Source organism: Pseudomonas sp. LBUM1679 (assembly GCF_059695565.1).
This window is the reverse complement of record NZ_CP166774.1, coordinates 1070813-1097212: the sequence shown is the minus strand read 5'-3', so window position 1 is coordinate 1097212 and position 26400 is coordinate 1070813. Positions and strand designations below refer to the sequence as shown.

The following is a 26400-nucleotide window of genomic DNA, read 5'->3' as shown; positions in this document are numbered from 1 at the left end:
ATGACCTTTTTTTGAAGGCTTACACCGAAACCGAAGCCTGGCGCACCTGCTTCTCCAGCTCGGCCTTCAATCCCGGATCGAGCTTCAGCTGACGCGCCAGTTCATCCAGGTAGGACTTTTCCATGAAGTTCTCCTCGTCCACCAGCATCACACTGGCGATGTACATCTCGGCGGCCATTTCCGGGGTGCTGGCGGCACGTGCGACGTCGGCGGGGTCCAGGGGCTTGTTGAGTTCGGCGTGCAGCCAGTGTTGCAGTTCCTGATCATTGTCGAGCTTGCTGAACTCGCCCTCGATCAATTCGCGCTCCCGTGCATCGACGTGGCCGTCAGCCTTGGCCGCCGCCACCAGTGACTTGAGAATCGCCTGGCTGTGCTGCTCGACCTGGGCGGCCGGCAAGCGGTCGATGGTCTGGGGTTCGGTTGTCGGTGCGGTGCCCTGCTGGGCCTGCCAGTTGCCATACGCCTTGTACGCAATCACGCCCAGCGCCGCCAGGCCGCCGTAGATCGCGACCTTGCCGCCGACTTTGCGCACCTTCTTGTTACCCAGCAGCAGGCCCATGGCCCCGGCTGCCAGGGCACCACCGCCAGCGCCGGAGAGCAACCCGCCCAGGCCGCCCGAGCCACCGGCACCGCCGAGCAGACCGCCCAGCCCACCGGCAGACGATTTGTTCTGCGACCCGCCGTTCTTGTTCTGCAACAGGTCCTGACCGGACTTGAGTAGCTGATCGAGCAATCCACGGGTGTTCATGTTCCGCCTCCAAAAAGGGCTTATCCGGATCAATAAGGCCACCAGACTAGATCGAAAGTGCCCGAGATCCGTCCGCGAGAGTGCTTCCAGATGTTGCTTGATCCATGGCGGCCTCAAGCGCACGGGCGACTCGCAACGACATGCCCGGTGAGTCGCCGCAGGGCCAACGTGCTGCGCGGCAATCCGGCTCGCCACGGACAGCATTTATAAAAGCGCACTACGCTAACAATTAGCCGTACCGGCATTGGCTTCACCACGTTCAGAAACTGCCCCGACCATAATTAAAGAAGAGGGATACACCATGTTCGTGCACAAGACCGCACTGCTCAGTGCAATCACCACCGCGCTGCTGACCAGTGCCAGCATCCAGGCGGCCGAACCGCTGAAGGCCGTCGGTGCCGGCGAAGGCCAGCTGGATATCGTCGCCTGGCCTGGCTACATCGAACGTGGCGAGAGCGACAAGGCCTACGACTGGGTGACCGGTTTCGAGAAGGAAACCGGGTGCAAGGTCAACGTCAAGACGGCCGCCACGTCCGACGAGATGGTCAGCTTGATGACCAAGGGCGGTTACGACCTGGTCACCGCGTCGGGTGATGCTTCCCTGCGACTGATCGCCGGAAAACGTGTGCAGCCGATCAACACGGCGTTGATTGCGAACTGGAAGAACATTGACCCTCGTCTCAAGGATGGACCGTGGTATGTCGTCGATAAAAAGACCTATGGCACCCCGTACCAATGGGGTCCGAACGTGTTGATGTACAACACCAACGTGTTCAAGACAGCCCCTGACAGCTGGAGTGTGGTGTTCGAGGAACAGACGCTGCCTGACGGCAAGTCCAACAAGGGCCGGGTTCAGGCTTACGATGGTCCGATCTATATCGCCGACGCGGCGCTCTATCTCAAGGCGAAACGGCCGGAACTGGGGATCAAGGACCCGTACCAGCTCAACGAAGCGCAGTACAAGGCGGCACTGGACCTGCTGCGCAAGCAACAGCCCCTGATCCACCGCTACTGGCATGACGCGACCGTGCAGATGAGCGACGTCAAGAACGAAGGCGTCGTGGCGTCCAGCACCTGGGGCTACATGGTCAATGGACTGGTGGCGGACAAGCAGCCGGTTGCCTCGGTTATCCCCAAGGAAGGTGCAACGGGCTGGGCCGACACCACCATGCTGCACGCCGAGGCCAAACATCCCAATTGTGCCTACAAGTGGATGGACTGGTCGCTGCAACCCAAAGTCCAGGGCGACCTGGCGGCATGGTTCGGTTCGTTGCCGGCGGTTCCCACAGCGTGCAATGAGAGTGAATTGCTCGGTGCCGAAGGTTGCAAGACCAATGGGTTTGACCAGTTCGAGAAGATAGCCTTCTGGAAAACCCCGCAGGCTGAAGGTGGCAAGTTCGTGCCGTACAGCCGCTGGACCCAGGATTACATTGCGATCATGGGCGGTCGTTAAGCTTTCTTGAGGTGAAAAGAAAGATCAGGAACAAGATCAAAAGATCGCAGCCTTCGGCAGCTCCTACGCGCCTGTGGGCGCTGCCGCAGGCTGCGATCTTTTCGCCCGCACAGCCGATTCAGTTTTGGAAAGCGCGCCTTTTCGGAGCACCGCACCATGACGCCTGCAGTCCAGTTCACCAACGTTTCCCGGCAGTTCGGCGAGGTCAGGGCCGTTGACCGGGTTTCCATCGATATCCAGGACGGCGAGTTCTTCTCCATGCTGGGCCCTTCCGGCTCGGGCAAAACCACCTGTCTGCGCCTGATCGCCGGTTTCGAACAGCCGAGCGCAGGCTCCATTCGGATTCATGGTGTCGAGGCCGCCGGGCTGCCGCCCTATCAGCGTGACGTCAACACCGTATTCCAGGATTACGCGCTGTTCCCGCACATGAACGTCCTCGACAACGTCGCTTATGGCTTGAAAGTCAAAGGGGTGGGCAAGGCCGAACGGCGCAAACGTGCCGAAGAAGCCCTCGACATGGTCGCCCTCGGCGGCTACGGCGAGCGCAAACCGGTGCAACTGTCCGGCGGCCAACGCCAGCGTGTGGCCCTGGCCCGCGCGCTGGTCAATCGCCCTCGGGTGTTGCTGCTCGACGAACCCCTGGGTGCGCTCGACCTCAAGCTGCGCGAGCAAATGCAGGGCGAGTTGAAGAAGCTGCAACGCCAGCTCGGCATTACCTTCATCTTCGTCACCCATGATCAGACCGAAGCACTGTCGATGTCAGACCGCGTGGCCGTGTTCAACAAGGGGCGCATCGAGCAGGTCGACACGCCACGCAACCTGTACATGAAACCGGCGACCACTTTTGTCGCTGAGTTCGTTGGCACCTCCAATGTGATTCGCGGTGACCTGGCGCGCCAGTTGAGCGGCAATCCACAGCCGTTTTCGATCCGTCCGGAACACGTGCGTTTCGCCGAGGGTCCACTGGCCAGCCACGAGATCGAAGTCAGCGGTTTGCTGCACGATATCCAGTACCAGGGCAGCGCCACGCGCTATGAACTGAAGCTGGAAAACGGCCAGACCCTGAACATCAGCCAGGCCAACAACCAATGGCTGGACGTCGGCGCGCGGCATCAGACCGGGCAACGCATCAGCGCGCGCTGGGCGCGGGAGGCGATGGTGGCGCTGCATGACAACATTGTCGGCGGGGTGTGAAATGAGCACCGTGACTATCCCGCAACCCCCGGCCAGCGGTTCGCCGTTGCGCAGGTTTTCCAACCTGCTGTATCGCCGGCCCAACCTGTATCTGTCGATGCTGCTGATACCGCCACTGCTGTGGTTCGGCGCGATCTACCTCGGTTCGCTGCTGGTGCTGCTGTGGCAAGGTTTCTACACCTTCGACGACTTCACCATGGCGGTCACGCCCGACCTGACCCTGGCCAACTTCGCCGCGCTGTTCCAGCCGTCGAACTTCGACATCATCCTGCGCACCCTGAGCATGGCCGTCGTCGTGTCGATCGCCAGCGCCGTCGTGGCCTTCCCGATTGCCTACTACATGGCGCGCTACACCAGCGGCAAGACCAAGGCGTTTTTCTACATCGCGGTGATGTTGCCCATGTGGGCCAGCTACATCGTCAAGGCGTATGCCTGGACCTTGCTGCTGGCCAAGGGCGGCGTCGCGCAGTGGTTCGTTCAACACCTGGGGCTGGAGCCGGTGTTGCAGTGGGTGCTGGCCATCCCGGGGGTGGGCGGCAGCACCTTGTCGACCTCGCACCTGGGGCGCTTCATGGTCTTCGTCTACATCTGGCTGCCGTTCATGATCCTGCCGATCCAGGCCTCCCTTGAACGTCTGCCGCCGTCGCTGTTGCAAGCCTCGGCCGACCTCGGGGCGACGCCACGCCAGACCTTCATGCAAGTGACGTTGCCGCTGTCGATTCCAGGCATTGCCGCTGGTTCCATCTTCACGTTTTCCCTGACCCTGGGCGATTTCATCGTGCCGCAACTGGTGGGCCCGCCGGGTTACTTCGTTGGGAGCATGGTGTATGCCCAGCAAGGCGCGATCGGCAACATGCCGATGGCCGCGGCCTTCACGCTGGTGCCGATCGTGCTGATCGCCATCTACCTGTCAATCGTCAAACGATTGGGAGCTTTCGATGCACTCTGAAAAAGCTTCATTGGCACTGCGCATCGCAGCCTGGGGCGGGTTGGTGTTCTTGCACTTCCCGATCCTGATCATCTTCCTGTATGCCTTCAACACCGAAGACGCGGCGTTCAGTTTCCCGCCCAAGGGCTTCACCCTCAAATGGATCGGCGTAGCGTTCTCGCGGCCCGACGTGCTGGAAGCGATCAAGCTGTCCTTGCAGATTGCGGCCGTTGCTACACTGATTGCGCTGGTCCTTGGCACGCTGGCGTCGGCGGCGTTGTACCGCCGCGATTTCTTCGGCAAGCAGGGCATCTCGCTGATGTTGATCCTGCCGATCGCCTTGCCGGGAATCATTACCGGTATCGCGCTGTTGGCGACGTTCAAGACGCTGGGCATCGAGCCGGGGATGTTCACCATCATCGTCGGTCACGCGACCTTCTGCGTGGTGATCGTCTACAACAACGTCATCGCCCGGTTACGCCGCACTTCGCACAGTTTGATCGAAGCCTCGATGGACCTCGGCGCCGACGGTTGGCAGACCTTCCGCTACATCATCCTGCCCAACCTCGGCTCGGCATTGCTGGCCGGCGGCATGCTCGCCTTTGCGCTGTCGTTCGACGAGATCATCGTCACCACCTTTACCGCCGGCCATGAACGCACCCTGCCGTTGTGGCTGCTCAACCAGCTCAGCCGCCCGCGGGACGTGCCGGTGACCAACGTCGTGGCGATGCTGGTGATGATGGTGACCATGCTGCCGATTCTCGGCGCCTATTACTTGACCCGTGGTGGGGAGAGTGTGGCGGGGAGTGGCGGGAAATAGACCCGGAACCGGCAGTCACGCTGAATGTAGGAGCTGGCTTGCCAGCGAAGGCGGTGGATCAGCCGACATCATTGTCGAAAGTGATGGCCCCTTCGCTGGCAAGCCAGCTCCTACAGGGGATCGGTTTCCACGCAGAAAAATAATGGATTCGAAGAGGACAATGCCATGCAAACCCAACTCTTGATCAACGGCCAACTGATCGACGGCGAAGGCCCTGCCCAACCGGTGTTCAACCCGGCCCTGGGTCGTGTGCTGGTGGAGATCAACGAAGCCAGCGAAGCCCAGGTCGATGCCGCCGTGCGTGCCGCCGACAACGCCTTCCAAAGCTGGTCGCAAACCACGCCCAAAGAACGCTCGCTGCTGCTGCTCAAACTCGCCGATGCCATCGAGGCTCACGGCGAAGAGCTGGCCAAACTGGAATCGGACAACTGCGGCAAACCTTACAGCGCCGCGCTGAACGACGAGATCCCCGCGATCGCCGACGTGTTCCGTTTCTTCGCTGGCGCCAGCCGTTGCATGAGCGGTTCGGCTGGCGGTGAATACCTGCCCGGGCACACCTCGATGATCCGTCGCGACCCCGTGGGCGTGATCGCCTCCATTGCACCGTGGAACTACCCACTGATGATGGTCGCCTGGAAAATCGCCCCGGCCCTGGCCGCCGGTAATACCGTGGTGCTCAAGCCGTCGGAACAGACCCCGCTGACCGCGTTGCGCCTGGCTGAACTGGCGTCGGATATTTTCCCCGCCGGTGTGCTTAACCTGGTGTTCGGCCGTGGTCCTACGGTCGGCAGCCCGCTGGTCACCCATCCGAAAGTGCGCATGGTGTCGCTGACCGGTTCAATCGCGACGGGCTCGAACATCATTTCCAGCACCGCCGACAGCGTCAAACGCCTGCACATGGAACTGGGCGGCAAGGCCCCGGTGATCATCTTCGACGACGCCGACATCGACGCCGCCGTGGAAGGCATACGCACCTTCGGCTTTTACAACGCCGGCCAGGACTGCACCGCCGCGTGCCGCATTTATGCGCAGGATGGCATTTACGACAGGTTCGTCGAGAAGCTCGGCGCGGCGGTCAGCAGCATCAAGTACGGCGTGCAGGATGACCCATCGACCGAACTGGGCCCGCTGATCACCGCGCAGCATCGCGACCGTGTGGCCGGGTTCGTCGAGCGTGCCGTGGCGCAGCCGCATATCCGCTTGATCACCGGCGGCAAGGCGGTGGAAGGCGATGGCTACTTCTTCGAGCCGACGGTACTGGCCGACGCGCAACAGGACGACGAAATCGTCCGCCGCGAAGTATTCGGGCCGGTGGTGTCGGTGACCCGATTCAGCGATGAAGCACAGGTGCTGGGCTGGGCCAACGATTCGGACTACGGTCTGGCATCGTCGGTCTGGACCTCGGATGTCGGTCGTGCGCATCGCCTTTCGGCCCGCTTACAGTACGGCTGCACCTGGGTGAACACGCACTTCATGCTGGTCAGCGAAATGCCCCATGGCGGACAGAAACTGTCCGGGTATGGCAAGGACATGTCCTTGTATGGGCTGGAGGACTACACGGTGGTGCGGCATGTGATGTTCAAGCATTAAAAGCGTCGCGGGCAAGTCGCGCTCCAGGTTTTATGGTGTATCCAATCATCTGAACGCCACCAACCCGTAGGAGCAAGCTTGCTCGCGATAGCCTCAACGCTGGTTCAAGGAAGACACCGTACAGCGGCGTCGACCAACATCATCAGTCTTCACCTCGCAGCAACGTCATCCAATCGTCGGTTTGTCCTTTGATATCTGCTTTACCCCGAGCGGCGTCGAACCGATCAGGTACGTCGGTCTCGCGCACCTTGTCTTCCTCGTCCTGAATTGGCTGGGGAATCGTGACTTGGCCTTTATTGCTCTTGATTGTCGACATGATAGTTACCTGAACCGGTCGATGAGAGGATCCGACCGTGGCACCCGTGCCACGGCCATATCCATTACCTGCTCAAAACCGCGAAACACTCCTCATCGCGTCCACCAGATAGCGCATGGCAATCCGGTCGCTCTCCGACAACTCGCGATAGCGCTCCACCAGTTTCATCTCCTCGGAATTGAGCCTACGCCTCCTCCGCCCGGTCATCAGGCACGGAAAGATTCCCAACATTTCGGTGATGCCTTGTACTTTCGACATGGACGATGTCCTTCTATACGTCAGAGAAAACTTGAAAAGCCGCATCGCCCTACCCTTTTTTCAGCGGTCACCTGGTGCCAACTGAATCCCACCGGCCTGAGGGCAGAAACCGGTCATGTCCATAGAATAGGAAGTTATTCGGGCTGAAAAGCAATTTTTAGAGTAATTAGTCGAAAAAAGCAGAAATGCCCTGTAAATCAGAAAGCTCTGTGGGAAATTGTTCTGAAATGTCTTGTTTCATTGCCGCGCAATCGTCATGCCATCAATCATTTTTTCTCTGCGACCGAACGGTTTAAGCTATTTGGCATCTGTTTAAAGTCCGTTGCGTTTGGCCGAAGGCATGTCCGAACCTCCATTTTTGATCCAATGTGCCAGGAACGGTGCGGGATTGTTCACGACAGGTTGTACTTATGCACCGCAGGAATTTGCTCAAAGCGTCCATGGCCATCGCGGCTTACACCGGTCTCTCGGCCTCCGGCCTGCTGGCCGCTCGAGCCTGGGCCGGTAACGGCGCGGCGGATGGTGAGGCTCAGGCGTTCGACTTCGAAGCCCTGAAGATCCAGGCCAAGCAACTCGCCGGTAACCGCTATCAGGACACCAAGCAGGTGTTGCCGCCGACCCTGGCGACCATGACCCCGCAGAACTTCAACGCAATCCGCTACGACGGCAACCACTCCCTGTGGAAAGACCTGAACGGTCAACTGGATGTGCAGTTCTTCCACGTCGGCATGGGTTTCAAACAGCCGGTGCGCATGTACAGCGTCGACCCCAAGACGCGTCAGGCGCGCGAGGTGCATTTCCGCCCGTCCCTGTTCAACTATGAAAAAACCACGGTCGACACCAAGCAACTCACCGGCGACCTGGGCTTTTCCGGGTTCAAGCTGTTCAAGGCCCCGGAGCTGGACAGGCATGACGTGTTGTCCTTCCTTGGCGCCAGTTATTTCCGCGCGGTAGACGCCTCTGGCCAGTACGGTCTGTCGGCCCGCGGCCTGGCGATCGATACCTATGCCAAAAAGCGTGAGGAATTCCCGGATTTCACCAAGTTCTGGTTCGAGACGCCGGACAAGGACGGCACCCGCTTCGTGGTCTACGCGCTGCTGGACTCGCCAAGCGCCACCGGTGCCTACCGCTTCGACATCGATTGCCAGGCCGAACGCGTGGTGATGGGCATCGATGCTCACATCAATGCCCGCACCGCCATCGAACAACTGGGCATCGCGCCGATGACCAGCATGTTCAGCTGCGGCACCCATGAGCGCCGTATGTGCGACACCATTCATCCGCAAATCCACGACTCCGATCGCCTGGCGATGTGGCGTGGTAATGGCGAGTGGATCTGCCGCCCCTTGAACAACCCGGCCACCCTGCAATTCAACGCCTTTGCCGACACCGATCCAAAAGGTTTCGGCCTGGTACAGACCGATCACGAGTTTGCCAATTATCAGGATACCGTCGACTGGTACAGCAAACGTCCAAGCCTGTGGGTAGAACCTACGACTGCATGGGGCGAAGGCTCGATCGATCTGTTGGAAATTCCTACGACCGGCGAAACCCTCGATAACATCGTCGCCTTCTGGACCCCGAAAAAACCGGTGGCGGCCGGCGACTCGCTGAACTACGGCTACAAGCTCTACTGGAGCGCGCTGCCACCGGTGAGTACGCCGCTGGCACGGGTCAATGCGACCCGTTCGGGCATGGGCGGCTTCATCGAAGGCTGGGCGCCTGGCGAACATTACCCGGAAGTCTGGGCACGACGGTTTGCCGTGGACTTCACGGGCGGCGGTCTTGATCGCTTGCCGGAAGGTGCGGGGATCGAGCCTGTGATCACTTGCTCGAACGGCGAGGTGAAAGACTTCAATGTGCTGGTCCTGGATGCCATCAAGGGCTATCGGATCACGTTTGACTGGTACCCGACCAATGACAGCGTGGCGCCGGTGGAGCTGCGGTTGTTCATTCGCACCAATGACCGGACCTTGAGCGAGACCTGGTTGTACCAGTATTTCCCGCCGGCGCCGGAGAAGCGTAAGTACACCTGACAGTAGGAGGTTGTCTGAGCGGGCCCCTTCGCGGGCAAGCCCACTCCCACATTTGATCGCATTCCATCAGGATGAATGAGGTCAACTGTGGGAGCGGGCTTGCCCGCGAAGACGGCTGAACAGGCAACAATTATCCCGGCACAGAAAAACAAAAGCCCCAGTCAACTCGACCGGGGCTTTTTGGTTTTACAGCCTCACTCAATCACGCAAATCCGACTCATGAGTCGGCTGCTCCCGATGGGTTGCCCGCTGATACTGAGCCGGCCAGATGGCCTTGCGCCCGCCCAGGTCGTCATCGGCATGCAGTGGCCAATACGGATCGCGCAACAGTTCCCGAGCCAGGAAGATGATGTCGGCCTGGCAGGTGCGCAATATGTGCTCGGCCTGAGCGGGTTCGGTAATCATGCCTACCGTGCCGGTGGCAATGCCCGACTCCTTGCGCACACGTTCGGCGAAGCGGGTCTGATATCCAGGCCCTGTGGGAATCTCGGCGTTGACCGCCGTACCACCCGACGACACGTCGATCAGGTCCACGCCCAACGCCTGAAGGCGCCGCGCCAGTTCGACGGTTTCATCGGGGTTCCAGCCGTCTTCCACCCAATCGGTGGCCGATACCCGCACAAACAGCGGCAGCTCCTCGGGCCATACCGCACGCACCGCCTCGGTGACTTGCAGCACCAGCCGAATTCTATTCTCGAATGAACCGCCATATTGATCGCGTCGCTGATTACTCAGGGGCGACAGGAACTGGTGCAACAGATAACCGTGAGCGGCGTGTATTTCCACCACTTTGAAACCGGCGGTCAGCGCTCTTTTGGCCGAGTCGACAAAGGCCTGGATGACCTCGGCGATCTGGCCTTCATCAAGCTGTCTGGGTTGGGTGTGCTGGGGATCGAAAGCGATTGGCGAAGGGCCGACCGGAACCCAGCCACCTTCATCGGGTTTGACGCTGCCATGCTTGCCCAGCCATGGTCGGTAAGTGCTGGCCTTGCGTCCGGCATGGGCCAACTGAATGCCGGCGACGGCGCCCTGAGCGGTGATGAAGCGGGTGATGCGTTGCAGGGGTTCGATCTGTTCGTCGTTCCACAGGCCGAGGTCATCGGCGGTGATCCGTCCGTCGGCCATGACCGCCGTGGCTTCGGTAAACACCAGGCCGGCGCCGCCGACAGCGCGGCTGCCAAGGTGGACCAGGTGCCAGTCATTGGCCAGGCCATCCACGCTTGAGTACTGGCACATTGGCGAGACCGCAATGCGGTTGAGCAAGGTCAATTGGCGAAGGGTATAGGGTTCAAGCAGCAGACTCATGGGGCACCTCTCGAATCAGTGGGCAGGCTCCAGGGTTCTGTTTGAAAGTCGACGAGTGACAGGAAAAAAAGCTGCAGCACCCGCCCCCGCGGGCAAAAAATTCGACAAGACGTCACAAGGATTATCAAGCAGTGCTTAGAGCCTAGTCGACATCGGGGGATGGTGGAGGGTTCAGATGAATTCGGTGTCAGGGAGATCGCTATCGCGGGCAAGCCCGCTCCCACAGGACTTGTGCAATCCCTGTGGGAGCGGGCTTGCCCGCGATGGGGTCAACGCGGTTCGATGTGGGCAATCATCAGCTGCACCGTCTCATTCCCGCGAAACTCGTTCAGGTCGAGCTTGTACGCCAATTCCACCCATTTGATGGTCGGATTCGGCCAGATGTCGCGGTCGATGCCAAAGGCAATGCCATCGAGTTTCACCGAGCCACATTCGCTTTTCAGCACCACCTTGAGGTGCCGCTCGCCGACGACGCGCTGCTCGACCAACTGGAACACCCCATGAAACAGCGGCTCCGGAAAGTGCTGCCCCCAGGGACCGGCATGACGCAGGGCACGGGCCAGTTCCAGGTGAAACTCCTCGACTGCCAGGGTGCCGTCCGACAGCAGCCGACCGGTCAGATCCTCTTCGCGCAATTGCCGACGGACTTCGGCATCGAAGGCTTCGGCGAACAACGGAAAATTCGCTTCCGGCAGCGTCAAGCCTGCCGCCATGGCATGGCCGCCGTATTTGCTGATCAGATTCGGATGCTGCGCCGCCACCACACTCAAGGCGTCGCGAATATGAAACCCCTGGACCGAACGCCCCGAGCCCTTGAGCAGGCCATCGCCGGCATCGGCAAAGGCGATGGTCGGACGGAAATAGCGTTCTTTCATTCGCGAGGCCAGGATGCCGATGACACCCTGGTGCCACTCGGGATCGAACAGGCACAAACCGAACGGCATCGATTCCACCGGCAAGTCCTTGAGCTGGGCCAGCGCCTCACGCTGCATGCCCTGCTCGATGGATTTGCGATCCTGGTTCATGCCGTCGAGCTGTGCGGCCATTTCACGCGCAAGTCCGACGTCTTCGGTGAGCAGGCATTCGATGCCCAGGCTCATGTCATCCAGCCGACCGGCGGCGTTCAGGCGTGGCCCGACAATGAACCCCAGATCGGTGGAGGTAATGCGCGCAGGGTCACGCTTGGCCACTTCGAGGATCGCCTTGATCCCCGGTCGGGCACGTCCGGCGCGAATGCGTTCCAGGCCCTGATGTACCAGAATCCGGTTGTTGGCATCCAGCGGCACCACGTCGGCGACGCTGCCGAGGGCCACCAGATCCAGTAACTCGCCGATATTCGGCTGCGGCGTGCTCGCGTACCAGCCGAGGCTGCGTAAACGCGCGCGCAAGGCCATCAACACATAGAAAATCACCCCGACACCGGCCAGCGCCTTGCTCGGGAACTCACAACCCGGCTGGTTGGGATTGACGATGGCATCGGCCAGCGGCAGCTCGTCGCCAGGCAAGTGGTGATCAGTGACCAGCACCTTGAGCCCGGCCTTTTTTGCCGCCGCCACGCCTTCGACGCTGGAGATGCCGTTATCCACGGTAATCAGCAGTTGAGGCTCGCGGGTCAGTGCGACTTCGACGATTTCCGGGGTCAGGCCGTAACCGTATTCGAAGCGGTTCGGCACCAGGTAGTCGACGTGTGCCGCGCCCAACAGCTGCAACCCCAACATGCCCACGGTACTGGCCGTGGCACCATCGGCGTCGAAGTCACCGACGATCAGAATCCGCTGACGCTGCTCCAGCGCCGCCACCAGCAAATCCACCGCGCCCTCGATGCCCTTCAGCCGCTGGAACGGAATCAGCCGCGCCAGGCTCTTGTCCAGCTCGGCTTCGGACTGTACGCCCCGCGCTGCGTACAGACGGGTCAGCAGCGGCGGCAGATCACCGAGGAATGGCAGGGTGTCGGGCAACAGGCGAGGTTCGATGCGCATGGGGTGAAAGGTGCTTCTCTTGGATAGGTGGGACAAAACCGGTTGATGCGGTACAGCGCAGATTGATCAGCCGCGTTCGCCGCTCAGCCATTGCAACTGCACTTCGTGCTGACCACGGTCGTCAGTGACGAAAATCGTCCCTTCGCTGATCATCACATCCCACTTGATCACGCGTGGCATGTCTTTGGCCAGGGTCTCCAGGACGTCCTGGGGTACCGCGGCGATGTGCACGTTTTTCAGGTTCTTGATCGCCGGGATCACTTTGCTTTCCCAGACGCGCAGGCTGCCGTAGGCCAGCAGGCTGGTGCGCTCGGTGCGGCGCGAGCACCAGGTCAGGCGATCGGCGTCCGGCTGGCCGACTTCGATCCAGTGCAGGACACGGTCATCCAGGCTCTTTTCCCACAGGGCTGGTTCATCGACGTCTGACAGACCGCGACCAAACGACAGCTGCTCGTTGTACCAGAAGGCGTAGGCCAGCAGCCGCACGGTCATGCGTTCTTCGGTTTCCGAAGGGTGACGGGCGATGGTCTGCTTAACGCTCTCGTAGACGCTGCGGTCGAGGTCGGTGAGGTTCAGTTCAAACTTGTAGGTCGTGGACGGCTGGGCCATGAACGGGCTTCTTGATACGTGGAAAGGCGGCAAGTCTAACCGATGCAACAGGCAATCAACGAATTGAAGGCGAATCAACCTTGGGCGGCTGACGCCGGGCTATGCTAAAACGCTCTACCGTTAAGCCTTTGTCCTACAGGATCCAGTATGCCGTTCACCGCCAAACCGCTCTCAGGTCTGAAAGTCATTGAATTGGGCACCTTGATCGCCGGGCCGTTTGCCTCGCGAATCTGCGGTGAATTCGGTGCCGAAGTGATCAAGATTGAATCCCCGGACGGTGGTGACCCCCTGCGCAAGTGGCGCAAGTTGTACGAAGGCACCTCGCTGTGGTGGTTCGTCCAGGCTCGCAACAAAAAGTCCCTGACGCTGAACCTCAAGCATCCGGACGGTCTGGCGATTTTGAAAAAGCTGCTCGGCGAAGCGGACATTCTGATCGAGAATTTTCGCCCCGGCGTCCTGGAAAAACTCGGCCTGGGCTGGGAAGTCCTGCACGCACTGAACCCGAAACTGGTGATGGTGCGTCTATCGGGATTCGGTCAGACCGGACCGATGAAGGATCAACCAGGGTTTGGCGCCGTCGGCGAGTCCATGGGCGGCCTGCGCTACATCACCGGTTTCGAAGACCGACCACCGGTGCGCACCGGCATCTCCATCGGCGATTCGATTGCCGCACTCTGGGGCGTGATTGGCGCGCTGATGGCCCTGCGTCATCGCGAAGTCAACGGTGGCCTGGGCCAGGTGGTCGATGTGGCGCTGTATGAAGCGATCTTCGCCATGATGGAAAGCATGGTCCCGGAGTTCGACGTATTCGGTTTCATCCGCGAACGCACCGGTAACATCATGCCCGGCATCACCCCCTCTTCGATCCACACCAGCGCCGACGGCAAACATGTGCAGATCGGTGCCAATGGCGATGCCATTTTCAAACGCTTCATGCTGCTCATTGGCCGGGAAGACCTGGCCAACGACCCGCTATTGGCCAGCAACGATGGGCGCGATAGCCGTCGCGACGAGATTTATGGGGTGATTGATCGCTGGGTCAACTCGCTGCCACTGGATGCCATCATCGAACAGTTGAATCAGGCTGATGTACCGGCCAGCAGGATCTTCAGTGCCGAAGACATGTTCAGCGATCCGCAGTACCTGGCCAGGGAAATGTTTCTCAAGGCCAAGCTGCCGGACGGCAAGGAGTTCAAGATGCCGGGGATCGTGCCGAAACTTTCAGAAACACCCGGCACATCGGAATGGGTCGGACCGCAGCTGGGCGAACACAATGCGCAGGTACTGAACGACCTTGGTTACGACAGGGAACAGATCGCAAAGCTGCGTGAAGACGGCGCCATCTAAGCTACAGCGCCTGTCTGCGCGGCTCATCAAACACTGCCTGTCGAGCGGCGGACGAACGCTGCGCGCATTCGCGGTTTTCCTCTTGCTGGCCAGCCAGGCTCAGTCGACGTGGGCGCAGCCCAAGGAAACCCTGGTCTGGCTGTTGCGCGACCTGCCACCGCTGATGATTTTCGAAGGCCCGGAAAAAGGCCAGGGCGTCATCGATCAACTGCTGCCGTTGCTGATCGCTCGCATGCCGCAATACGAACACACCCTGATGCGGGTCAATCGCGCTCGCGGCTTGCAAATGCTCCGCGAGCCGGCCCTCACGTGCGATGCGGCGCTGAACTGGAGCCAGGAACGCGCCAGCTGGATGGCGTTTTCCATCCCGGTCTTTCGGGCCATCAGTAATGGCCTGGCAGTGCGGCGCGTTGATCGGGAGCTACTGACGCCCTTTATCAAGGACGGCGAAGTGGACCTGGCAGCCCTGCTGGCCAGCGGCGACGAAAAGCTGGGAGTCATTGCCGAGCGCAACTACGGCGAGTACCTCGATGCACTGCTCAAACAAGCACCCGCCCATGCGCTGACGCTCCACTACGGCAACGACGCGTTGGGCAGCCTGTTACAGATGCAACGCCTGGGACGCTTGCGACTGCTGTTGGGGTACCGCTCGGAGATTCGCTACCAGGCCCGGCAGCAGGGGCTGGCGGAAGACGAATTGCAGTTCTACCCCATCCGCGGCACGGGCCGATACCTGTCCGGTTACATCGGCTGTACTGACACCCCTCAGGGCCGCCAGGCCATCGTCGAGATCAACCAACTGCTGCGCGACCTGCCCCACGAGCGCTTGAGCGAGGCCTATGCCGCCTGGCTGGACCCGGACAGTCGCAGCGACTACCTGGAAGCCAGCAAGGCATTTTTCAGCCAGCAGGCCGGGCAATGACAAATCGCGGACAAAAAGAAACCCCGAGAAGTGGGGAGACGACTCGGGGTTAAACGTGGCCTACATAAAGACCAGTAACAGCAAGCTACAAGCACCGGAGCACAATGCTTGATCCTGCTGTTACATACTCAGACCGACCTTGGAGCAGGAAGGTTCCCACAAAAGACAATTTCATTTTCGGCTGGCCAGGGACTTGCCCTGAGCAGCATTGCGTAACGCTGCGATAACGCAGGGCTCCAGACGTCCTTCGGCAATCAGCACATCGCGATGCAATCCGTCGACCACATCCGTCAGCTGACGCTTATCGGTCAACTGTGCCTGGTTGAATTCCCGTTCGACCACAATGGCGCCAGTCGAATTTTTCAGGGTCACCAGGCATTTGCCCTGGGGTCCCGATGGGGTCAACGTCACCTGATACGGGCTCAGAGCCTCACCGAGCAATAGACTGATACTTTCCATCTCGATCACCACTCAATAGTCCGAAAACAAAGTGCCTGGGGCGTGTCCACTGTAAATGACCACTAGGCCCGGGGGAAAGTTCTGGATGCCGATTGCAGACGCATCGGCGTCACTGGTTGATGGAGCATGCATGGCGAAGATGACAAAGACAAAACAGAGGGCGCAGATCCATGGTTGAAGCAAAGCAACGGCAGGATCAAAAGATCAAAAGATCAAAAGATCGCAGCCTCGCTTCGCTCGACAGCTCCTACAGGGGGGTGTGGTCGCCGCATGGACGCCGGGGCAGAAGCGCGCACGTGCAAAGATAGCCGCCTCACGTCTGCTTTTTACACTTGCCGATATCGCTCCATCCACCCAACAGACCGCGCAACTTGCCGTCTGCACTGTAAAGCGGCACCGTCCACTGGTAAATATCCCTGGGCCCACTCTTGAATAACAACTGGCACAGGCTGAAGCTCGTCTTGCGAGTACCCAGTTGCGCCATCAACTCGGCATGCAGCCGTTCGGCAGTCTCCCTGGGCAAGGTATCGAGTTCGATCAATTGCCGTCCCTTGACCTGGTCGAAACGAGTCGACAAGCTTTCTTCATAACTTTTGTTGCACATGATCAACCGTCCTTCCAGATCACGAACGAACATCGGATCGGGCATGGCGTCCATCAATGCATGCTGAAAGGCCAACTGATCACGAAGGTCTGTCTCGGCCTCCAGATGCTGCTGGATCAGGGTCCTGCGCCGGCGACTCCAGAATATCGAAAGTGCGAATATGCCGACCGCCAACATGCCCCACCAGCCCCACTGCGTGAGCCGCTGCCAGGCAGTGGGCGCTTGTACCGGAGCACTTCCAGTGGACCATTTCAGGCGAATGGCGCGTAACTCCGCAGGCGCAAACGCTGCAAGCGCCTTGTTGAGGATGCTTAACAACTGCGGCTGGCCTTTGCCTACCGACAGATAATCGGCGGTCCAGTGCCCTTCCACCACTTGCCCGACCTCGAGCTGTCCCGACGGGTAAAACTGCGCCGCGATTTCATTTTCAATCGTGGCATAGGCCTCGCCGCTTACGACCAGCGCCCGGGCCTCGGCGTAGGTCTTGACCGAACGCAATTCGATGGCTGGATAGTCACGGCGAATCATGGATTCAAGCGCATGCCTGGCCGGCAGCACCAACACTTGCTGTGACAGTTGCCGCAGAGATTCTACCGGTGGCTCCCCTACCCGCCCGACCAATACCCAACCTGCGCCACCGAACGCATGGCTGAAATCCAGAAACGCCTTGCGCTCGTCATTCATCGACAGCGTCGTACTCATATTCGCCGCGCCACTTTCCAGTTGCTCCAGCATTTGCTCGGTGGAAAACATCTCTTCATACACAAATTGCAGCCCGGTCATGGCGCTGATGCGATTGAGCACATCGTTGTACAACCCGCTCCACTGACCGTACTCGTCCTTGAACAGATACAGCGGGAAGTGCTTCGACGCGACGATGACTCGCGGGTGCTCGGCGATCCATTGTCGCTCCTGAGCATTCAGTCCGATCGTCGTGCCTGCGCCCTTGGGATCAGGTGTCGCCAGATGCGTCGCCATCACCCAATGCGCAACGCCGATGGCGCTGAGCAAAAACATCCAGCACGTGACTGGTTTCAATCCTCTGAAAAATAGCATTGTCCCTTCCTTGGTCACCGAATCACCTGTCCTTGATGGGCGATTCTTCATGTAGAAACACGGCAAGTGTGACACCCGGAAACGCGAAAGCCCGTCGGGAGACGGGCTTTATATGTGACAGCTTATGCCGGTTACAGGGGCTTGCCGCGGTTGCCATGCTGACTGACAAAGGCTTGCACGGCTTTCAGGTCATTCGGCAAAACGGTGCAGCGCTCATCTCGCTCAAACAAATCAGCAAGATGTACAGGCAGTTCAAGCGCTTTTCCTACACCGGCTTTTTCCACGGCGTCCGGGAATTTGACCGGGTGGGCCGTGCCCAGGATCACCATCGGAATATCCAGGCTGCGCCGGCATTCGCGCGCGGCCTTGACGCCAATGGCTGTGTGCGGATCCAGCAGCTCACCGGTCTGCTCGTAGACTTCGGCGATGGTTTCGCAGGTTTGAGCGTCATCCACGGCCAGGGAGTCGAACAGCTTGCGGGCTTCGGTCCAGCGTTCCTGTTCGACGCTGAAACCACCACCCTGCTTGAAGTTGTCCATCAGGCCGGCAATTGCCGCGCCGTTGCGACCGTGCAGGTCGAACAACAGACGTTCGAAGTTCGACGAGACCATGATGTCCATGGACGGCGACAGCGTGGCGTGCAGGGTTTCCTTGACGTACTGATTACCGCTCATGAAGCGGTGCAGGATGTCGTTGCGGTTGGTGGCGACGATCAACTGGTTGATCGGCAGGCCCATGTTGCGTGCCAGGTAGCCGGCGAAGATGTCACCGAAGTTGCCGGTCGGCACCGAGAACGATACCGAGCGGGCTGGGCCGCCCAACTGCAGGGCCGCGTGGAAGTAGTAAACGATCTGGGCCATGATCCGCGCCCAGTTGATCGAGTTCACCGCTACCAGGCGCGTGCCCTTGAGGAAGCTCTGGTCGGCGAAGCTGGCCTTGACCATTTCCTGGCAGTCATCGAAGTTGCCTTCGATGGCGATGTTGTGGATGTTCTCGCCGAAAATGGTGGTCATCTGGCGACGCTGCACTTCGGACACGCGGTTGTGCGGGTGCAGGATGAAGATGTCGACGTTTTCGCAGTGCTTGCAGCCTTCGATGGCAGCCGAACCGGTATCACCGGAGGTGGCGCCGACGATCACCACGCGCTCGCCGCGCTTTTCCAGCACGTAGTCGAGCAGGCGACCGAGCAGTTGCAGGGCGAAGTCCTTGAACGCCAGGGTCGGGCCGTGGAACAGCTCCAATACCCATTCGTTGCCGTTCAGCTGACGCAATGGTGCCACGGCGTTGTGCGAGAACACGCCGTAAGTCTCTTCGAGAATCTTTTTGAAATCGGCGTCGGGGATGCTGCCAGTCACGAACGGGCGCATCACCCGAAAGGCCAGTTCGTGATACGGCAGGCCAGCCCAGGAAGCGATTTCTTCCTGGGTGAAACGAGGCAGGCTTTCCGGCACGTACAGGCCGCCGTCAGTGGCCAAACCTGCCAGCAGGACGTCTTCGAAATTCAGGGCCGGTGCCTGGCCGCGGGTACTGATATAGCGCATAGGGGCAAACCTTCGGTTTGAGCTACAAGTTGCAAGCTACAAGCTACAAGTTAACGGCCAAACTGCCTTTAACTTGCCGCTTGAAGCTTGCCGCTTGCCGCTGTTTCAATTCAAGTGTTCGACACGGATCCGTACGACCGGACCGACCACGCCAGCCAAGGCTTCCAGGGCGGCGATCGCGTCGTTCATGCGCTGTTCAAGCACACGGTGAGTCAACAGAATCATCGGCACCAGGCCGTCGTGTTCTTCGACTTCCTTCTGCATGATCGATTCGATGTTGATGCCACGCTCCGACAAGATGCTCGCCACCTGGGCCAACACGCCCGGATGGTCCTTGGCCTGAATGCGCAGGTAGTAGGAGCTTTCGCAGGCTTCGATCGGCAGGATCGGGTGAGCCGACAGCGAATCCGGCTGGAAGGCCAGGTGCGGCACGCGGTTTTCCGGGTCGGAGGTCATGGCGCGAACCACGTCCACCAGGTCGGCGATCACCGACGAAGCTGTCGGCTCCATGCCAGCGCCCGCGCCGTAGAACAGGGTCGAACCGGCAGCGTCACCGTTGACCATCACCGCGTTCATCACGCCGTTGACGTTGGCAAGCAGGCGATCAGCCGGGATCAGCGTCGGGTGCACGCGCAGTTCAATGCCGGCAGAAGTGCTGCGTGCCACGCCGAGGTGCTTGATGCGATAACCCAGCGCTTCGGCGTAGTTCACGTCAGCGGTGGTCAACTTGGTGATGCCTTCGGTGTAAGCCTTGTCGAATTGCAGCGGGATACCGAACGCGATGGACGCGAGGATCGTCAGCTTGTGGGCTGCGTCGATGCCTTCGACGTCGAAAGTCGGATCGGCTTCAGCGTAACCCAGGGCTTGCGCCTCGGCCAGTACGTCTTCGAAGGTCCGGCCCTTTTCGCGCATTTCGGTAAGGATGAAGTTACCGGTGCCGTTGATGATGCCGGCCACCCAGTTGATACGGTTGGCGGACAGGCCTTCGCGGATCGCCTTGATCACCGGAATGCCACCGGCCACGGCCGCTTCGAACGCGACGATCACACCCTTCTCGCGAGCCTTGGCGAAAATCTCATTACCGTGAACGGCGATCAGTGCCTTGTTCGCGGTGACCACATGCTTGCCATTCTCGATGGCCTTGAGTACCAGCTCACGGGCAACGGTGTAGCCGCCCACCAGCTCTATGACGATGTCGATCTCAGGGTTCGTGGCCACTTCGAACACATCGTTGGTAATCGCAATACCGGTCGTTTGGAACTGAGGCTTTGGCGTGCGCATGGCAATTTGTGCCACTTCGATTCCACGCCCGGCACGACGAGCAATTTCCTCGGCGTTGCGCTGAAGTACGTTGAAGGTACCGCCACCGACGGTCCCTAACCCACAGATGCCTACTTTGACCGGTTTCACTGTGAACTCCCCATAAAACGGCCGACTCGAGGCCGGCCGTGAAAACAACCGCATAGTCGCGGTTCTCTATTAATGGTCAGGCGGATGACCGCCCGACCATGATCGTCAAAGGCTGACCGTGACGATACGAACTTTATTTCGCACCCAGTGCCAGTTTGGCGACTTGTGGCGCTGGCTGGTAGCCCGGAATGACCTGGCCATCAGCCAAAACGATGGCCGGTGTGCCGTTCACGCCGATCGACTGACCGAGGGCGAACTGTTTGGAAACCGGGTTATCGCACTTGGCGGCCTTGATCTCCTTGCCATCGACCATTTTGTCCATGGCGGCCTTCTTGTCTTTCGAGCACCAGACCGCTTGCAGCTGTTCGTCACCCGGCGACCCCAGGCCCTGGCGCGGGAACGCCACGTAGCGCACTTCGATGCCGCGCTTGTTCAGCTCAGGCACTTCGGCGTGCAGTTTGTGGCAATACGGGCAAGTGGTATCGGTGAACACGGTGATGTGCGATTTGGTTTCGCCGATCGCCGGGTAAACCACGGTTTCCGCTACCGGAATCGCGTTGACCAGCTTGGACACGCCCAGGCGTTCGGTCTTCTCGGTCAGGTTGACCGGCTTGCCGTCCTTGAGCTGGAACATGTAGCCCTGAACCACGTATTGGCCATCGGCGCTGGCGTAGAGCACGCGGCTGCCTTGAAGCCTGACTTCGTACAGACCTGGCAGGGGACTGGCGGAGATGCTTTCTACCGGGACTTCGAGCTGGAGGTTTTCCAGGCTTTTACGAATGGCTTTGTCGGCCGCGTCATCGGCGACGGCAAAGGTGCTGACCAACGCAATGGCTGCGGCGGCGAAAATCTGGGTCAGACGCATGAGAACTCCTGAAGGCGGACAAATGGGACGATCAGAACGCCCGTGCCGAAACACCGGGTCATAATCGCCCATCGTGCAAACCGGCAAAGCCTACCACATAAGGCCCCTGTGGCCGAATGCGCCTGACGCAAGACATTGGGACAGCGCAATTCACTGTGGGAGCGAGCTTGCTCGCGATTGCGGTGTGTCAGTCGGCACATCTTTTACGGACACACCGCAATCGCGAGCAAGCTCGCTCCCACCAAAAGCAGATTGCAGACAGGTCAGCCGCGCGGGTGGTGTTTGGCGTGCAGGTCCTGCAATCGGGCGCGGGCGACGTGGGTGTAGATCTGGGTGGTGGACAAATCGCTGTGGCCCAGCAGCATCTGCACCACCCGCAGGTCGGCGCCGTGGTTGAGCAGGTGCGTGGCGAAGGCGTGACGCAGCGTGTGTGGCGACAGCGACTTGCCGATCCCGGCGACCTTGGCCTGGTGCTTGATCCGGTGCCAGAAGGTCTGGCGGGTCATCTGCTCGCCGCGCTGACTGGGGAACATGACATCACTCGGACGCCCGCCCAGCAGCTCGTTACGGCCATCGCGCAGGTAGCGTTCGACCCAGACGATCGCCTCCTCGCCCATCGGCACCAGTCGCTCCTTACTACCCTTGCCCATCACCCGCAGCACGCCCTGGCGCAGATTGACCTGCTCCAGGGTCAGGCTGATCAGCTCCGTCACCCGCAAACCGCAGGCATACAGCACTTCGAGCATGGCGCGGTCGCGCTGGCCGATGGCTTCGCTCAAGTCCGGTGCCTTGAGCAGCGCCTCCACATCGGCTTCCGACAGGGATTTGGGCAATGGCCTGCCGAGCTGAGGCATATCGACGCGCAAGGTCGGATCGACAGCGATCAGCTTTTCCCGCAGCAAATAGCGATAGAAGCCACGCACGCCAGAGAGAAATCGCGCGGTGGAGCGGGGTTTGTAGTTTTGCTCCAGACGCCAGGCCAGGTGATCGAGGATCAACTCGCGCCCGGCATTGATCAGCTCCAGGCCTTTCTCCTGCAACCAGCCGTTGAACAGGGCCAGGTCGCTGCGATAGGCGTCGCGGGTGTTGTCGGACAGGCCTTTTTCCAGCCATAACGCGTCGAGGAACTGGTCTATCAAGGGATGATCGATGGCGGGCATAAAGGCTCAGGTGACTGGAAAACTGTCGGTAAGTCTTTCATAGACTGCTGGGGCTTTACAGAACCTGATGTCAACGCGTTGCCTGGTAGATCGATTCGCGGGCAAGCCACGCTCCCACAAGTAAATCGCAGGCAACAAAAAAGCAGCCCGCAGGCTGCTTTTTTCTGCATCGGAAGCTGGACTTAAGCCAGTTTTTCCTTGATGCGAGCTGCTTTACCGGACAGGTCACGCAGGTAGTACAGCTTGGCTTTACGTACGTCACCGCGACGTTTAACGGCCATGCTGTCGATTTGCGGGCTGTAGGTCTGGAAAGTACGCTCTACGCCAACACCGTTGGAGATTTTACGCACGGTGAAAGCACTGTTTACGCCGCGGTTACGCTTGGCGATAACAACACCTTCGAACGCTTGCAGACGCGAACGGTCGCCTTCCTTCACTTTCACCTGAACGACAATGGTGTCGCCCGGGGCAAAGGTAGGGATCTCTTTGGTCATCTGCTCTGCTTCGAGTGCAAGGATGATTTTGTTAGTCATGCTGTGCTCCTAAGGTAAATCGTCGGATCTACCATCGATACGTTGTTAACTATCGTCCCGCTCGCGGATGTATTCCTCGAGCAGCTTCTTCTCTTCTCCAGAAAGCGAGCGGCTTTCCAGAAGATCGGCGCGTCGTTCAAAGGTCCGACCAAGGGACTGCTGTAAACGCCAACGCCGGATATGCGCGTGATTGCCACTTAGCAATACGTCGGGAACACGCTGATCCGCATACACCTCCGGTCGGGTGTAGTGCGGGCAATCCAGCAAACCATCCGTAAAGGAATCTTCCTCGGCGGAGTCCGCATGCCCTAAAGCTCCAGGCAGCAGTCGTGTAACCGCATCGATCAGGACCATCGCCGGCAGCTCGCCGCCAGACAGTACATAGTCGCCAATCGACCACTCTTCATCGACATGAGCTTCAATAAAACGCTCGTCAATGCCTTCATAGCGGCCGGCAATCAGGATCAATGCATCCAGATTCGCCAACTCGCGTACCGCCGACTGAGTCAGTTGACGGCCTTGGGGGGACAGGTAAATCACCTTCGCCGCCTCCCCGGCTGCTGCCTTGGCCTGAACCAGAGCATCTTCCAGGGGCTTGATCTTCATCACCATGCCCGGGCCACCGCCAAACGGGCGATCGTCCACAGTGTGATGTCGATCCGTCGTGTAGTCTCGCGGATTCCAACAGGTGAGCTGCAACAGCCCCTGTTTCACCGCCCGACTGGTGATGCCGTACTCGCTGATGGCGGAGAACATCTCGGGAAACAAACTGATCACTTCTACGCGCAGGTTAGCCACGTTTAGAAGTCCGCATCCCATTCCACCTTCATCTCGCCTGCGGCAAGGTCGACGGCCAACACGCATTGCTCCGTATAGGGCAACAGGCGTTCGCGATCATCCAGGCTGCCAGCGCAAGGCTTGACCACCATTACATCATTGGCGCCGGTTTCCAGAAGATGATCGATTTTCCCGAGCAATTGCCCGAGTTGATCAATAACCTTCAGACCTTCCAGCTGGTACCAGTAGTACTCGCCGTCGGTCAATTCAGGGAACAGGTTGCGCGGCACGCAGATCTCATAACCGGCCAGAAGACGAGCTTCTTCACGATCATCAAGACCCTTGAGCTTTGCGACCAGGAATTTGTCATTCCCGCGTCCGCTGACCAGCTCGACCTGTTTCACATCGCCTTCGCGCTTGAGCGTCCAGGTTTTGTACTGCAACAGGTTTTCAGTCGGATCAGTAAAGGAATAAACCTTCACTTCGCCGCGAACGCCATGAACAGAATAAATCTTGCCGATAACGATCAAATCATCAGCAATGGCTGGCGTCGCGTTCATATTGCTCAGGCCGCAGCCTTAGATGCATCCTTCAACAACTGAGCTACGCGCTCAGAAGGTTGTGCACCAACGCTCAGCCAGTAGGCTACGCGCTCTTGGTTCACGGACAGACGAACTTCTTGACCACGAGCAACAGGGTTGAAGAAACCAACCTGTTCCTTGTGCGAACCGTCGCGCGGGTTGCGGCTGTCGGTTACGGTCAAGTGGTAAAACGGGCGCTTTTTGGAGCCGCCAAGGGCAAGACGGATTGTTAGCATGTGAACATCGTTCCTGTAGTCGGTGCTGCAAATCTAAAGGCACAGCGGGCATAGGTGCCCGAAAGGCCGCATATTCTAAGGAATATCCGGACTTTTGCAAATGTCTTTTTCCGACGGCCTTTCGGTCGTCATCCAGATTTGCTATAGAGCCGTCGTTGAAAACGGCCAGTCAGCTCCCGCCAAGTGCGGGTTTGCTGGAGTTCCCACATTGCTGTGGGCAGCGCAAGAGCAAGCCCTTGCGCAGATTCTTTACATTTTCGGCATGCCGCCGCCGGGCAACATACCGCCCATGCCGCGCATCATTTTGGCCATTCCGCCTTTTGCGGAGAATTTCTTCATCATCTTCTGCATCTGCTTGTGTTGCTTGATCAAGCGACCGATGTCCTGCACCTGGGTGCCGGAACCCATGGCGATCCGACGTTTGCGCGAACCGCTGATCAGCTCAGGGTCGCGGCGCTCGGCCGGGGTCATGGAATTGATGATGGCTTCCATCTGCTTGAATTGCTTCTCTGCCGCGCCCTGGGCATTGCCCATTTGCGCCAGGTTCACACCGCCGATGTTCGGCAGTTTGTCCATGAGGCCACCGAGGCCGCCCATGTTTTTCATCTGTTGCAGCTGATCGCGGAAGTCTTCGAGGTCGAAGCCCTTGCCCTTCTTCAGCTTCTTGGCCAGCTTGTCGGCCTTGTCCTTGTCGAGGGTCTGCTCGGCCTGCTCGATCAGGCTGAGCACGTCGCCCATGCCGAGGATGCGCGACGCGATACGCTCAGGGTGGAACGGTTCGAGGGCTTCGCTCTTCTCGCCCATACCGATGAACTTGATCGGCTTGCCGGTGATGGCACGGACCGACAGGGCGGCACCGCCACGGGCGTCGCCGTCGACCTTGGTCAGGATCACACCGGTCAGCGGCAGCGCGTCGCCAAAGGCCTTGGCCGTGTTGGCGGCATCCTGTCCGGTCATGGCGTCGACCACGAACAGGGTTTCCACCGGGTTGATCGCGGCATGCAGCGCCTTGATCTCGCCCATCATCTCTTCATCGATGTGCAGGCGACCGGCGGTATCGACGATGACCACGTCGATGAATTTCAGTTTCGCTTCTTTAATAGCCGCTTGCGCGATCTCGACCGGCTTCTGGCTCAGGTCGGACGGGAAGAAGGTAACACCGACTTCACCGGCAAGCATTTCCAGCTGTTTGATCGCCGCCGGACGGTAAACGTCCGCGGAGACGACCATGACCGACTTTTTCTTGCGCTCTTTAAGGAAGCGCGCGAGTTTGCCGGCGGTGGTGGTTTTACCCGCCCCCTGCAAACCGGCCATCAGCACGACGGCAGGCGGCACGGCACTCAGGTTCAAATCTTCGTTGGCCGCGCCCATCAGGCTTTCGAGTTCGGCCTGGACAATCTTCACGAAGGCCTGGCCCGGCGTCAGGCTGCGCGACACCTCGGTGCCGACGGCGCGTTCCTTGACCGAGTTGACGAAGTCTTTGACCACCGGCAAGGCGACGTCGGCTTCGAGCAACGCCATGCGCACTTCACGCAGGGTGTCTTTGATGTTGTCCTCGGTCAGCTTGGCCTTGCCGGTGACATGGCGCAGCGTCTGCGAGAGACGGTCGGTTAAGTTTTCAAACATTGCGCGATCCTTTCAGGCCCTGTGTAGACCGGGATAATGGCGGCCCA

General features: G+C 59.6%; 25 protein-coding genes. 8 read left to right on the top strand and 17 right to left on the bottom strand.

Going from position 1 to position 26400, the window contains the following annotated elements:
• Positions 1 to 19: 19 nt before the first annotated feature.
• Positions 20 to 748: a tellurite resistance TerB family protein gene (locus ACA062_RS04990; RefSeq protein ID WP_497455457.1), complete on the bottom strand. Its 729-nt coding sequence runs from the start codon at positions 746 to 748 to the stop codon at positions 20 to 22.
• A gap of 301 nt (positions 749 to 1049) precedes the next feature.
• On the opposite strand from ACA062_RS04990, the gene ydcS reads away from it, so the two are divergent.
• The 5 genes from ydcS (at position 1050) to ACA062_RS04965 (ending at position 6733) form a co-directional block, all read left to right on the top strand.
• Positions 1050 to 2201: a putative ABC transporter substrate-binding protein YdcS gene (gene ydcS / locus ACA062_RS04985; RefSeq protein ID WP_497455456.1), complete on the top strand. Its 1152-nt coding sequence runs from the start codon at positions 1050 to 1052 to the stop codon at positions 2199 to 2201.
• A gap of 156 nt (positions 2202 to 2357) precedes the next feature.
• Positions 2358 to 3395: an ABC transporter ATP-binding protein gene (locus ACA062_RS04980; RefSeq protein ID WP_497455455.1), complete on the top strand. Its 1038-nt coding sequence runs from the start codon at positions 2358 to 2360 to the stop codon at positions 3393 to 3395.
• A 1-nt stretch (position 3396) separates the two neighbouring features.
• On the top strand, positions 3397 to 4344 hold the full coding sequence (locus ACA062_RS04975) for an ABC transporter permease (protein ID WP_497455454.1): 948 nt from the start codon (positions 3397 to 3399) through the stop codon (positions 4342 to 4344).
• Positions 4334 to 5143 (top strand): ABC transporter permease, encoded by an 810-nt coding sequence (locus tag ACA062_RS04970; RefSeq protein ID WP_497455453.1) that lies wholly within the window; start codon positions 4334 to 4336, stop codon positions 5141 to 5143. The genes ACA062_RS04975 and ACA062_RS04970 overlap by 11 nt, the downstream gene beginning before the upstream one ends.
• Positions 5144 to 5308: 165 nt before the next feature.
• Positions 5309 to 6733: a gamma-aminobutyraldehyde dehydrogenase gene (locus tag ACA062_RS04965; RefSeq protein ID WP_497455452.1), complete on the top strand. Its 1425-nt coding sequence runs from the start codon at positions 5309 to 5311 to the stop codon at positions 6731 to 6733.
• Positions 6734 to 6875: 142 nt separating this feature from the next.
• On the opposite strand, the gene ACA062_RS04960 is transcribed toward ACA062_RS04965, so the two are convergent.
• The gene (locus ACA062_RS04960) at positions 6876 to 7049 is read right to left on the bottom strand and encodes a hypothetical protein (RefSeq protein ID WP_497455451.1); all 174 of its coding nucleotides are present in this window, start codon (positions 7047 to 7049) and stop codon (positions 6876 to 6878) included.
• Between the two features lie 72 nt (positions 7050 to 7121).
• Positions 7122 to 7307, bottom strand: a complete 186-nt coding sequence (locus tag ACA062_RS04955; RefSeq protein ID WP_497455450.1) for a hypothetical protein — start codon at positions 7305 to 7307, stop codon at positions 7122 to 7124.
• Between the two features lie 410 nt (positions 7308 to 7717).
• On the opposite strand from ACA062_RS04955, the gene ACA062_RS04950 reads away from it, so the two are divergent.
• On the top strand, positions 7718 to 9343 hold the full coding sequence (locus tag ACA062_RS04950; protein ID WP_497455449.1) for a glucan biosynthesis protein D: 1626 nt from the start codon (positions 7718 to 7720) through the stop codon (positions 9341 to 9343).
• 198 nt (positions 9344 to 9541) lie between these two features.
• Here the strand turns inward: ACA062_RS04950 and ACA062_RS04945 are convergent, their stop codons facing one another.
• From ACA062_RS04945 to ACA062_RS04935, 3 genes are all read right to left on the bottom strand, one after another.
• The gene (locus ACA062_RS04945) at positions 9542 to 10648 is read right to left on the bottom strand and encodes an NADH:flavin oxidoreductase/NADH oxidase (RefSeq protein WP_497455448.1); all 1107 of its coding nucleotides are present in this window, start codon (positions 10646 to 10648) and stop codon (positions 9542 to 9544) included.
• A gap of 269 nt (positions 10649 to 10917) precedes the next feature.
• On the bottom strand, positions 10918 to 12627 hold the full coding sequence (gene recJ / locus ACA062_RS04940) for a single-stranded-DNA-specific exonuclease RecJ (RefSeq protein WP_497455447.1): 1710 nt from the start codon (positions 12625 to 12627) through the stop codon (positions 10918 to 10920).
• Positions 12628 to 12693: 66 nt separating this feature from the next.
• Positions 12694 to 13236 carry a YaeQ family protein gene (locus tag ACA062_RS04935; RefSeq protein WP_497455446.1) on the bottom strand — a complete coding sequence of 181 codons (543 nt, stop codon included), beginning with the start codon at positions 13234 to 13236 and terminating at the stop codon, positions 12694 to 12696.
• Between the two features lie 147 nt (positions 13237 to 13383).
• On the opposite strand from ACA062_RS04935, the gene ACA062_RS04930 reads away from it, so the two are divergent.
• Positions 13384 to 14583, top strand: coding sequence for a CaiB/BaiF CoA transferase family protein (locus ACA062_RS04930; protein WP_497455445.1), 1200 nt, complete (start codon positions 13384 to 13386; stop codon positions 14581 to 14583).
• Positions 14564 to 15505, top strand: coding sequence for a TIGR02285 family protein (locus tag ACA062_RS04925; RefSeq protein ID WP_497455444.1), 942 nt, complete (start codon positions 14564 to 14566; stop codon positions 15503 to 15505). The genes ACA062_RS04930 and ACA062_RS04925 overlap by 20 nt, the downstream gene beginning before the upstream one ends.
• A 171-nt stretch (positions 15506 to 15676) precedes the next feature.
• Here the strand turns inward: ACA062_RS04925 and ACA062_RS04920 are convergent, their stop codons facing one another.
• The 11 genes from ACA062_RS04920 to ffh form a co-directional block, all read right to left on the bottom strand.
• Complete coding sequence (locus ACA062_RS04920) at positions 15677 to 15964, bottom strand: DUF3509 domain-containing protein (RefSeq protein WP_497455443.1); 288 nt, start codon at positions 15962 to 15964, stop codon at positions 15677 to 15679.
• Positions 15965 to 16277: 313 nt separating this feature from the next.
• Positions 16278 to 17624 (bottom strand): transporter substrate-binding domain-containing protein, encoded by a 1347-nt coding sequence (locus ACA062_RS04915; protein WP_497455442.1) that lies wholly within the window; start codon positions 17622 to 17624, stop codon positions 16278 to 16280.
• A gap of 131 nt (positions 17625 to 17755) precedes the next feature.
• Complete coding sequence (thrC, locus tag ACA062_RS04910; protein ID WP_497455441.1) at positions 17756 to 19165, bottom strand: threonine synthase; 1410 nt, start codon at positions 19163 to 19165, stop codon at positions 17756 to 17758.
• Positions 19166 to 19270: 105 nt separating this feature from the next.
• Positions 19271 to 20575, bottom strand: coding sequence for a homoserine dehydrogenase (locus tag ACA062_RS04905; protein WP_401363821.1), 1305 nt, complete (start codon positions 20573 to 20575; stop codon positions 19271 to 19273).
• A gap of 133 nt (positions 20576 to 20708) precedes the next feature.
• Positions 20709 to 21440 carry a bifunctional protein-disulfide isomerase/oxidoreductase DsbC gene (gene dsbC, locus ACA062_RS04900; RefSeq protein WP_392891086.1) on the bottom strand — a complete coding sequence of 244 codons (732 nt, stop codon included), beginning with the start codon at positions 21438 to 21440 and terminating at the stop codon, positions 20709 to 20711.
• 263 nt (positions 21441 to 21703) lie between these two features.
• Entirely contained in the window at positions 21704 to 22600 is an 897-nt protein-coding gene (gene xerD, locus ACA062_RS04895) for a site-specific tyrosine recombinase XerD (RefSeq protein ID WP_150746864.1), read from the bottom strand.
• A 182-nt stretch (positions 22601 to 22782) separates the two neighbouring features.
• Positions 22783 to 23133 (bottom strand): 50S ribosomal protein L19, encoded by a 351-nt coding sequence (gene rplS / locus ACA062_RS04890; protein ID WP_003175895.1) that lies wholly within the window; start codon positions 23131 to 23133, stop codon positions 22783 to 22785.
• A gap of 45 nt (positions 23134 to 23178) precedes the next feature.
• Positions 23179 to 23952: a tRNA (guanosine(37)-N1)-methyltransferase TrmD gene (gene trmD / locus ACA062_RS04885; protein ID WP_191626332.1), complete on the bottom strand. Its 774-nt coding sequence runs from the start codon at positions 23950 to 23952 to the stop codon at positions 23179 to 23181.
• Positions 23934 to 24470, bottom strand: a complete 537-nt coding sequence (gene rimM, locus ACA062_RS04880) for a ribosome maturation factor RimM (RefSeq protein ID WP_497455440.1) — start codon at positions 24468 to 24470, stop codon at positions 23934 to 23936. The genes trmD and rimM overlap by 19 nt, the downstream gene beginning before the upstream one ends.
• A 5-nt stretch (positions 24471 to 24475) precedes the next feature.
• The gene (gene rpsP, locus ACA062_RS04875; RefSeq protein WP_010463010.1) at positions 24476 to 24727 is read right to left on the bottom strand and encodes a 30S ribosomal protein S16; all 252 of its coding nucleotides are present in this window, start codon (positions 24725 to 24727) and stop codon (positions 24476 to 24478) included.
• Positions 24728 to 24976: 249 nt separating this feature from the next.
• Positions 24977 to 26353 (bottom strand): signal recognition particle protein, encoded by a 1377-nt coding sequence (gene ffh, locus ACA062_RS04870; RefSeq protein WP_007897558.1) that lies wholly within the window; start codon positions 26351 to 26353, stop codon positions 24977 to 24979.
• Positions 26354 to 26400: the final 47 nt, after the last annotated feature.

Coding starts and splice junctions, on each gene's coding strand:
- ACA062_RS04990 (WP_497455457.1), bottom strand. CDS start 748: ATGAACACCCGTGGATTGCTCGATCAGCTACTCAAGTCCGGTCAGGAC.
- ydcS (WP_497455456.1), top strand. CDS start 1,050: ATGTTCGTGCACAAGACCGCACTGCTCAGTGCAATCACCACCGCGCTG.
- ACA062_RS04980 (WP_497455455.1), top strand. CDS start 2,358: ATGACGCCTGCAGTCCAGTTCACCAACGTTTCCCGGCAGTTCGGCGAG.
- ACA062_RS04975 (WP_497455454.1), top strand. CDS start 3,397: ATGAGCACCGTGACTATCCCGCAACCCCCGGCCAGCGGTTCGCCGTTG.
- ACA062_RS04970 (WP_497455453.1), top strand. CDS start 4,334: ATGCACTCTGAAAAAGCTTCATTGGCACTGCGCATCGCAGCCTGGGGC.
- ACA062_RS04965 (WP_497455452.1), top strand. CDS start 5,309: ATGCAAACCCAACTCTTGATCAACGGCCAACTGATCGACGGCGAAGGC.
- ACA062_RS04960 (WP_497455451.1), bottom strand. CDS start 7,049: ATGTCGACAATCAAGAGCAATAAAGGCCAAGTCACGATTCCCCAGCCA.
- ACA062_RS04955 (WP_497455450.1), bottom strand. CDS start 7,307: ATGTCGAAAGTACAAGGCATCACCGAAATGTTGGGAATCTTTCCGTGC.
- ACA062_RS04950 (WP_497455449.1), top strand. CDS start 7,718: ATGCACCGCAGGAATTTGCTCAAAGCGTCCATGGCCATCGCGGCTTAC.
- ACA062_RS04945 (WP_497455448.1), bottom strand. CDS start 10,648: ATGAGTCTGCTGCTTGAACCCTATACCCTTCGCCAATTGACCTTGCTC.
- recJ (WP_497455447.1), bottom strand. CDS start 12,627: ATGCGCATCGAACCTCGCCTGTTGCCCGACACCCTGCCATTCCTCGGT.
- ACA062_RS04935 (WP_497455446.1), bottom strand. CDS start 13,236: ATGGCCCAGCCGTCCACGACCTACAAGTTTGAACTGAACCTCACCGAC.
- ACA062_RS04930 (WP_497455445.1), top strand. CDS start 13,384: ATGCCGTTCACCGCCAAACCGCTCTCAGGTCTGAAAGTCATTGAATTG.
- ACA062_RS04920 (WP_497455443.1), bottom strand. CDS start 15,964: ATGGAAAGTATCAGTCTATTGCTCGGTGAGGCTCTGAGCCCGTATCAG.
- ACA062_RS04915 (WP_497455442.1), bottom strand. CDS start 17,624: ATGCTATTTTTCAGAGGATTGAAACCAGTCACGTGCTGGATGTTTTTG.
- thrC (WP_497455441.1), bottom strand. CDS start 19,165: ATGCGCTATATCAGTACCCGCGGCCAGGCACCGGCCCTGAATTTCGAA.
- dsbC (WP_392891086.1), bottom strand. CDS start 21,440: ATGCGTCTGACCCAGATTTTCGCCGCCGCAGCCATTGCGTTGGTCAGC.
- xerD (WP_150746864.1), bottom strand. CDS start 22,600: ATGCCCGCCATCGATCATCCCTTGATAGACCAGTTCCTCGACGCGTTA.
- rplS (WP_003175895.1), bottom strand. CDS start 23,133: ATGACTAACAAAATCATCCTTGCACTCGAAGCAGAGCAGATGACCAAA.
- trmD (WP_191626332.1), bottom strand. CDS start 23,952: ATGGGATGCGGACTTCTAAACGTGGCTAACCTGCGCGTAGAAGTGATC.
- rimM (WP_497455440.1), bottom strand. CDS start 24,470: ATGAACGCGACGCCAGCCATTGCTGATGATTTGATCGTTATCGGCAAG.
- rpsP (WP_010463010.1), bottom strand. CDS start 24,727: ATGCTAACAATCCGTCTTGCCCTTGGCGGCTCCAAAAAGCGCCCGTTT.
- ffh (WP_007897558.1), bottom strand. CDS start 26,353: ATGTTTGAAAACTTAACCGACCGTCTCTCGCAGACGCTGCGCCATGTC.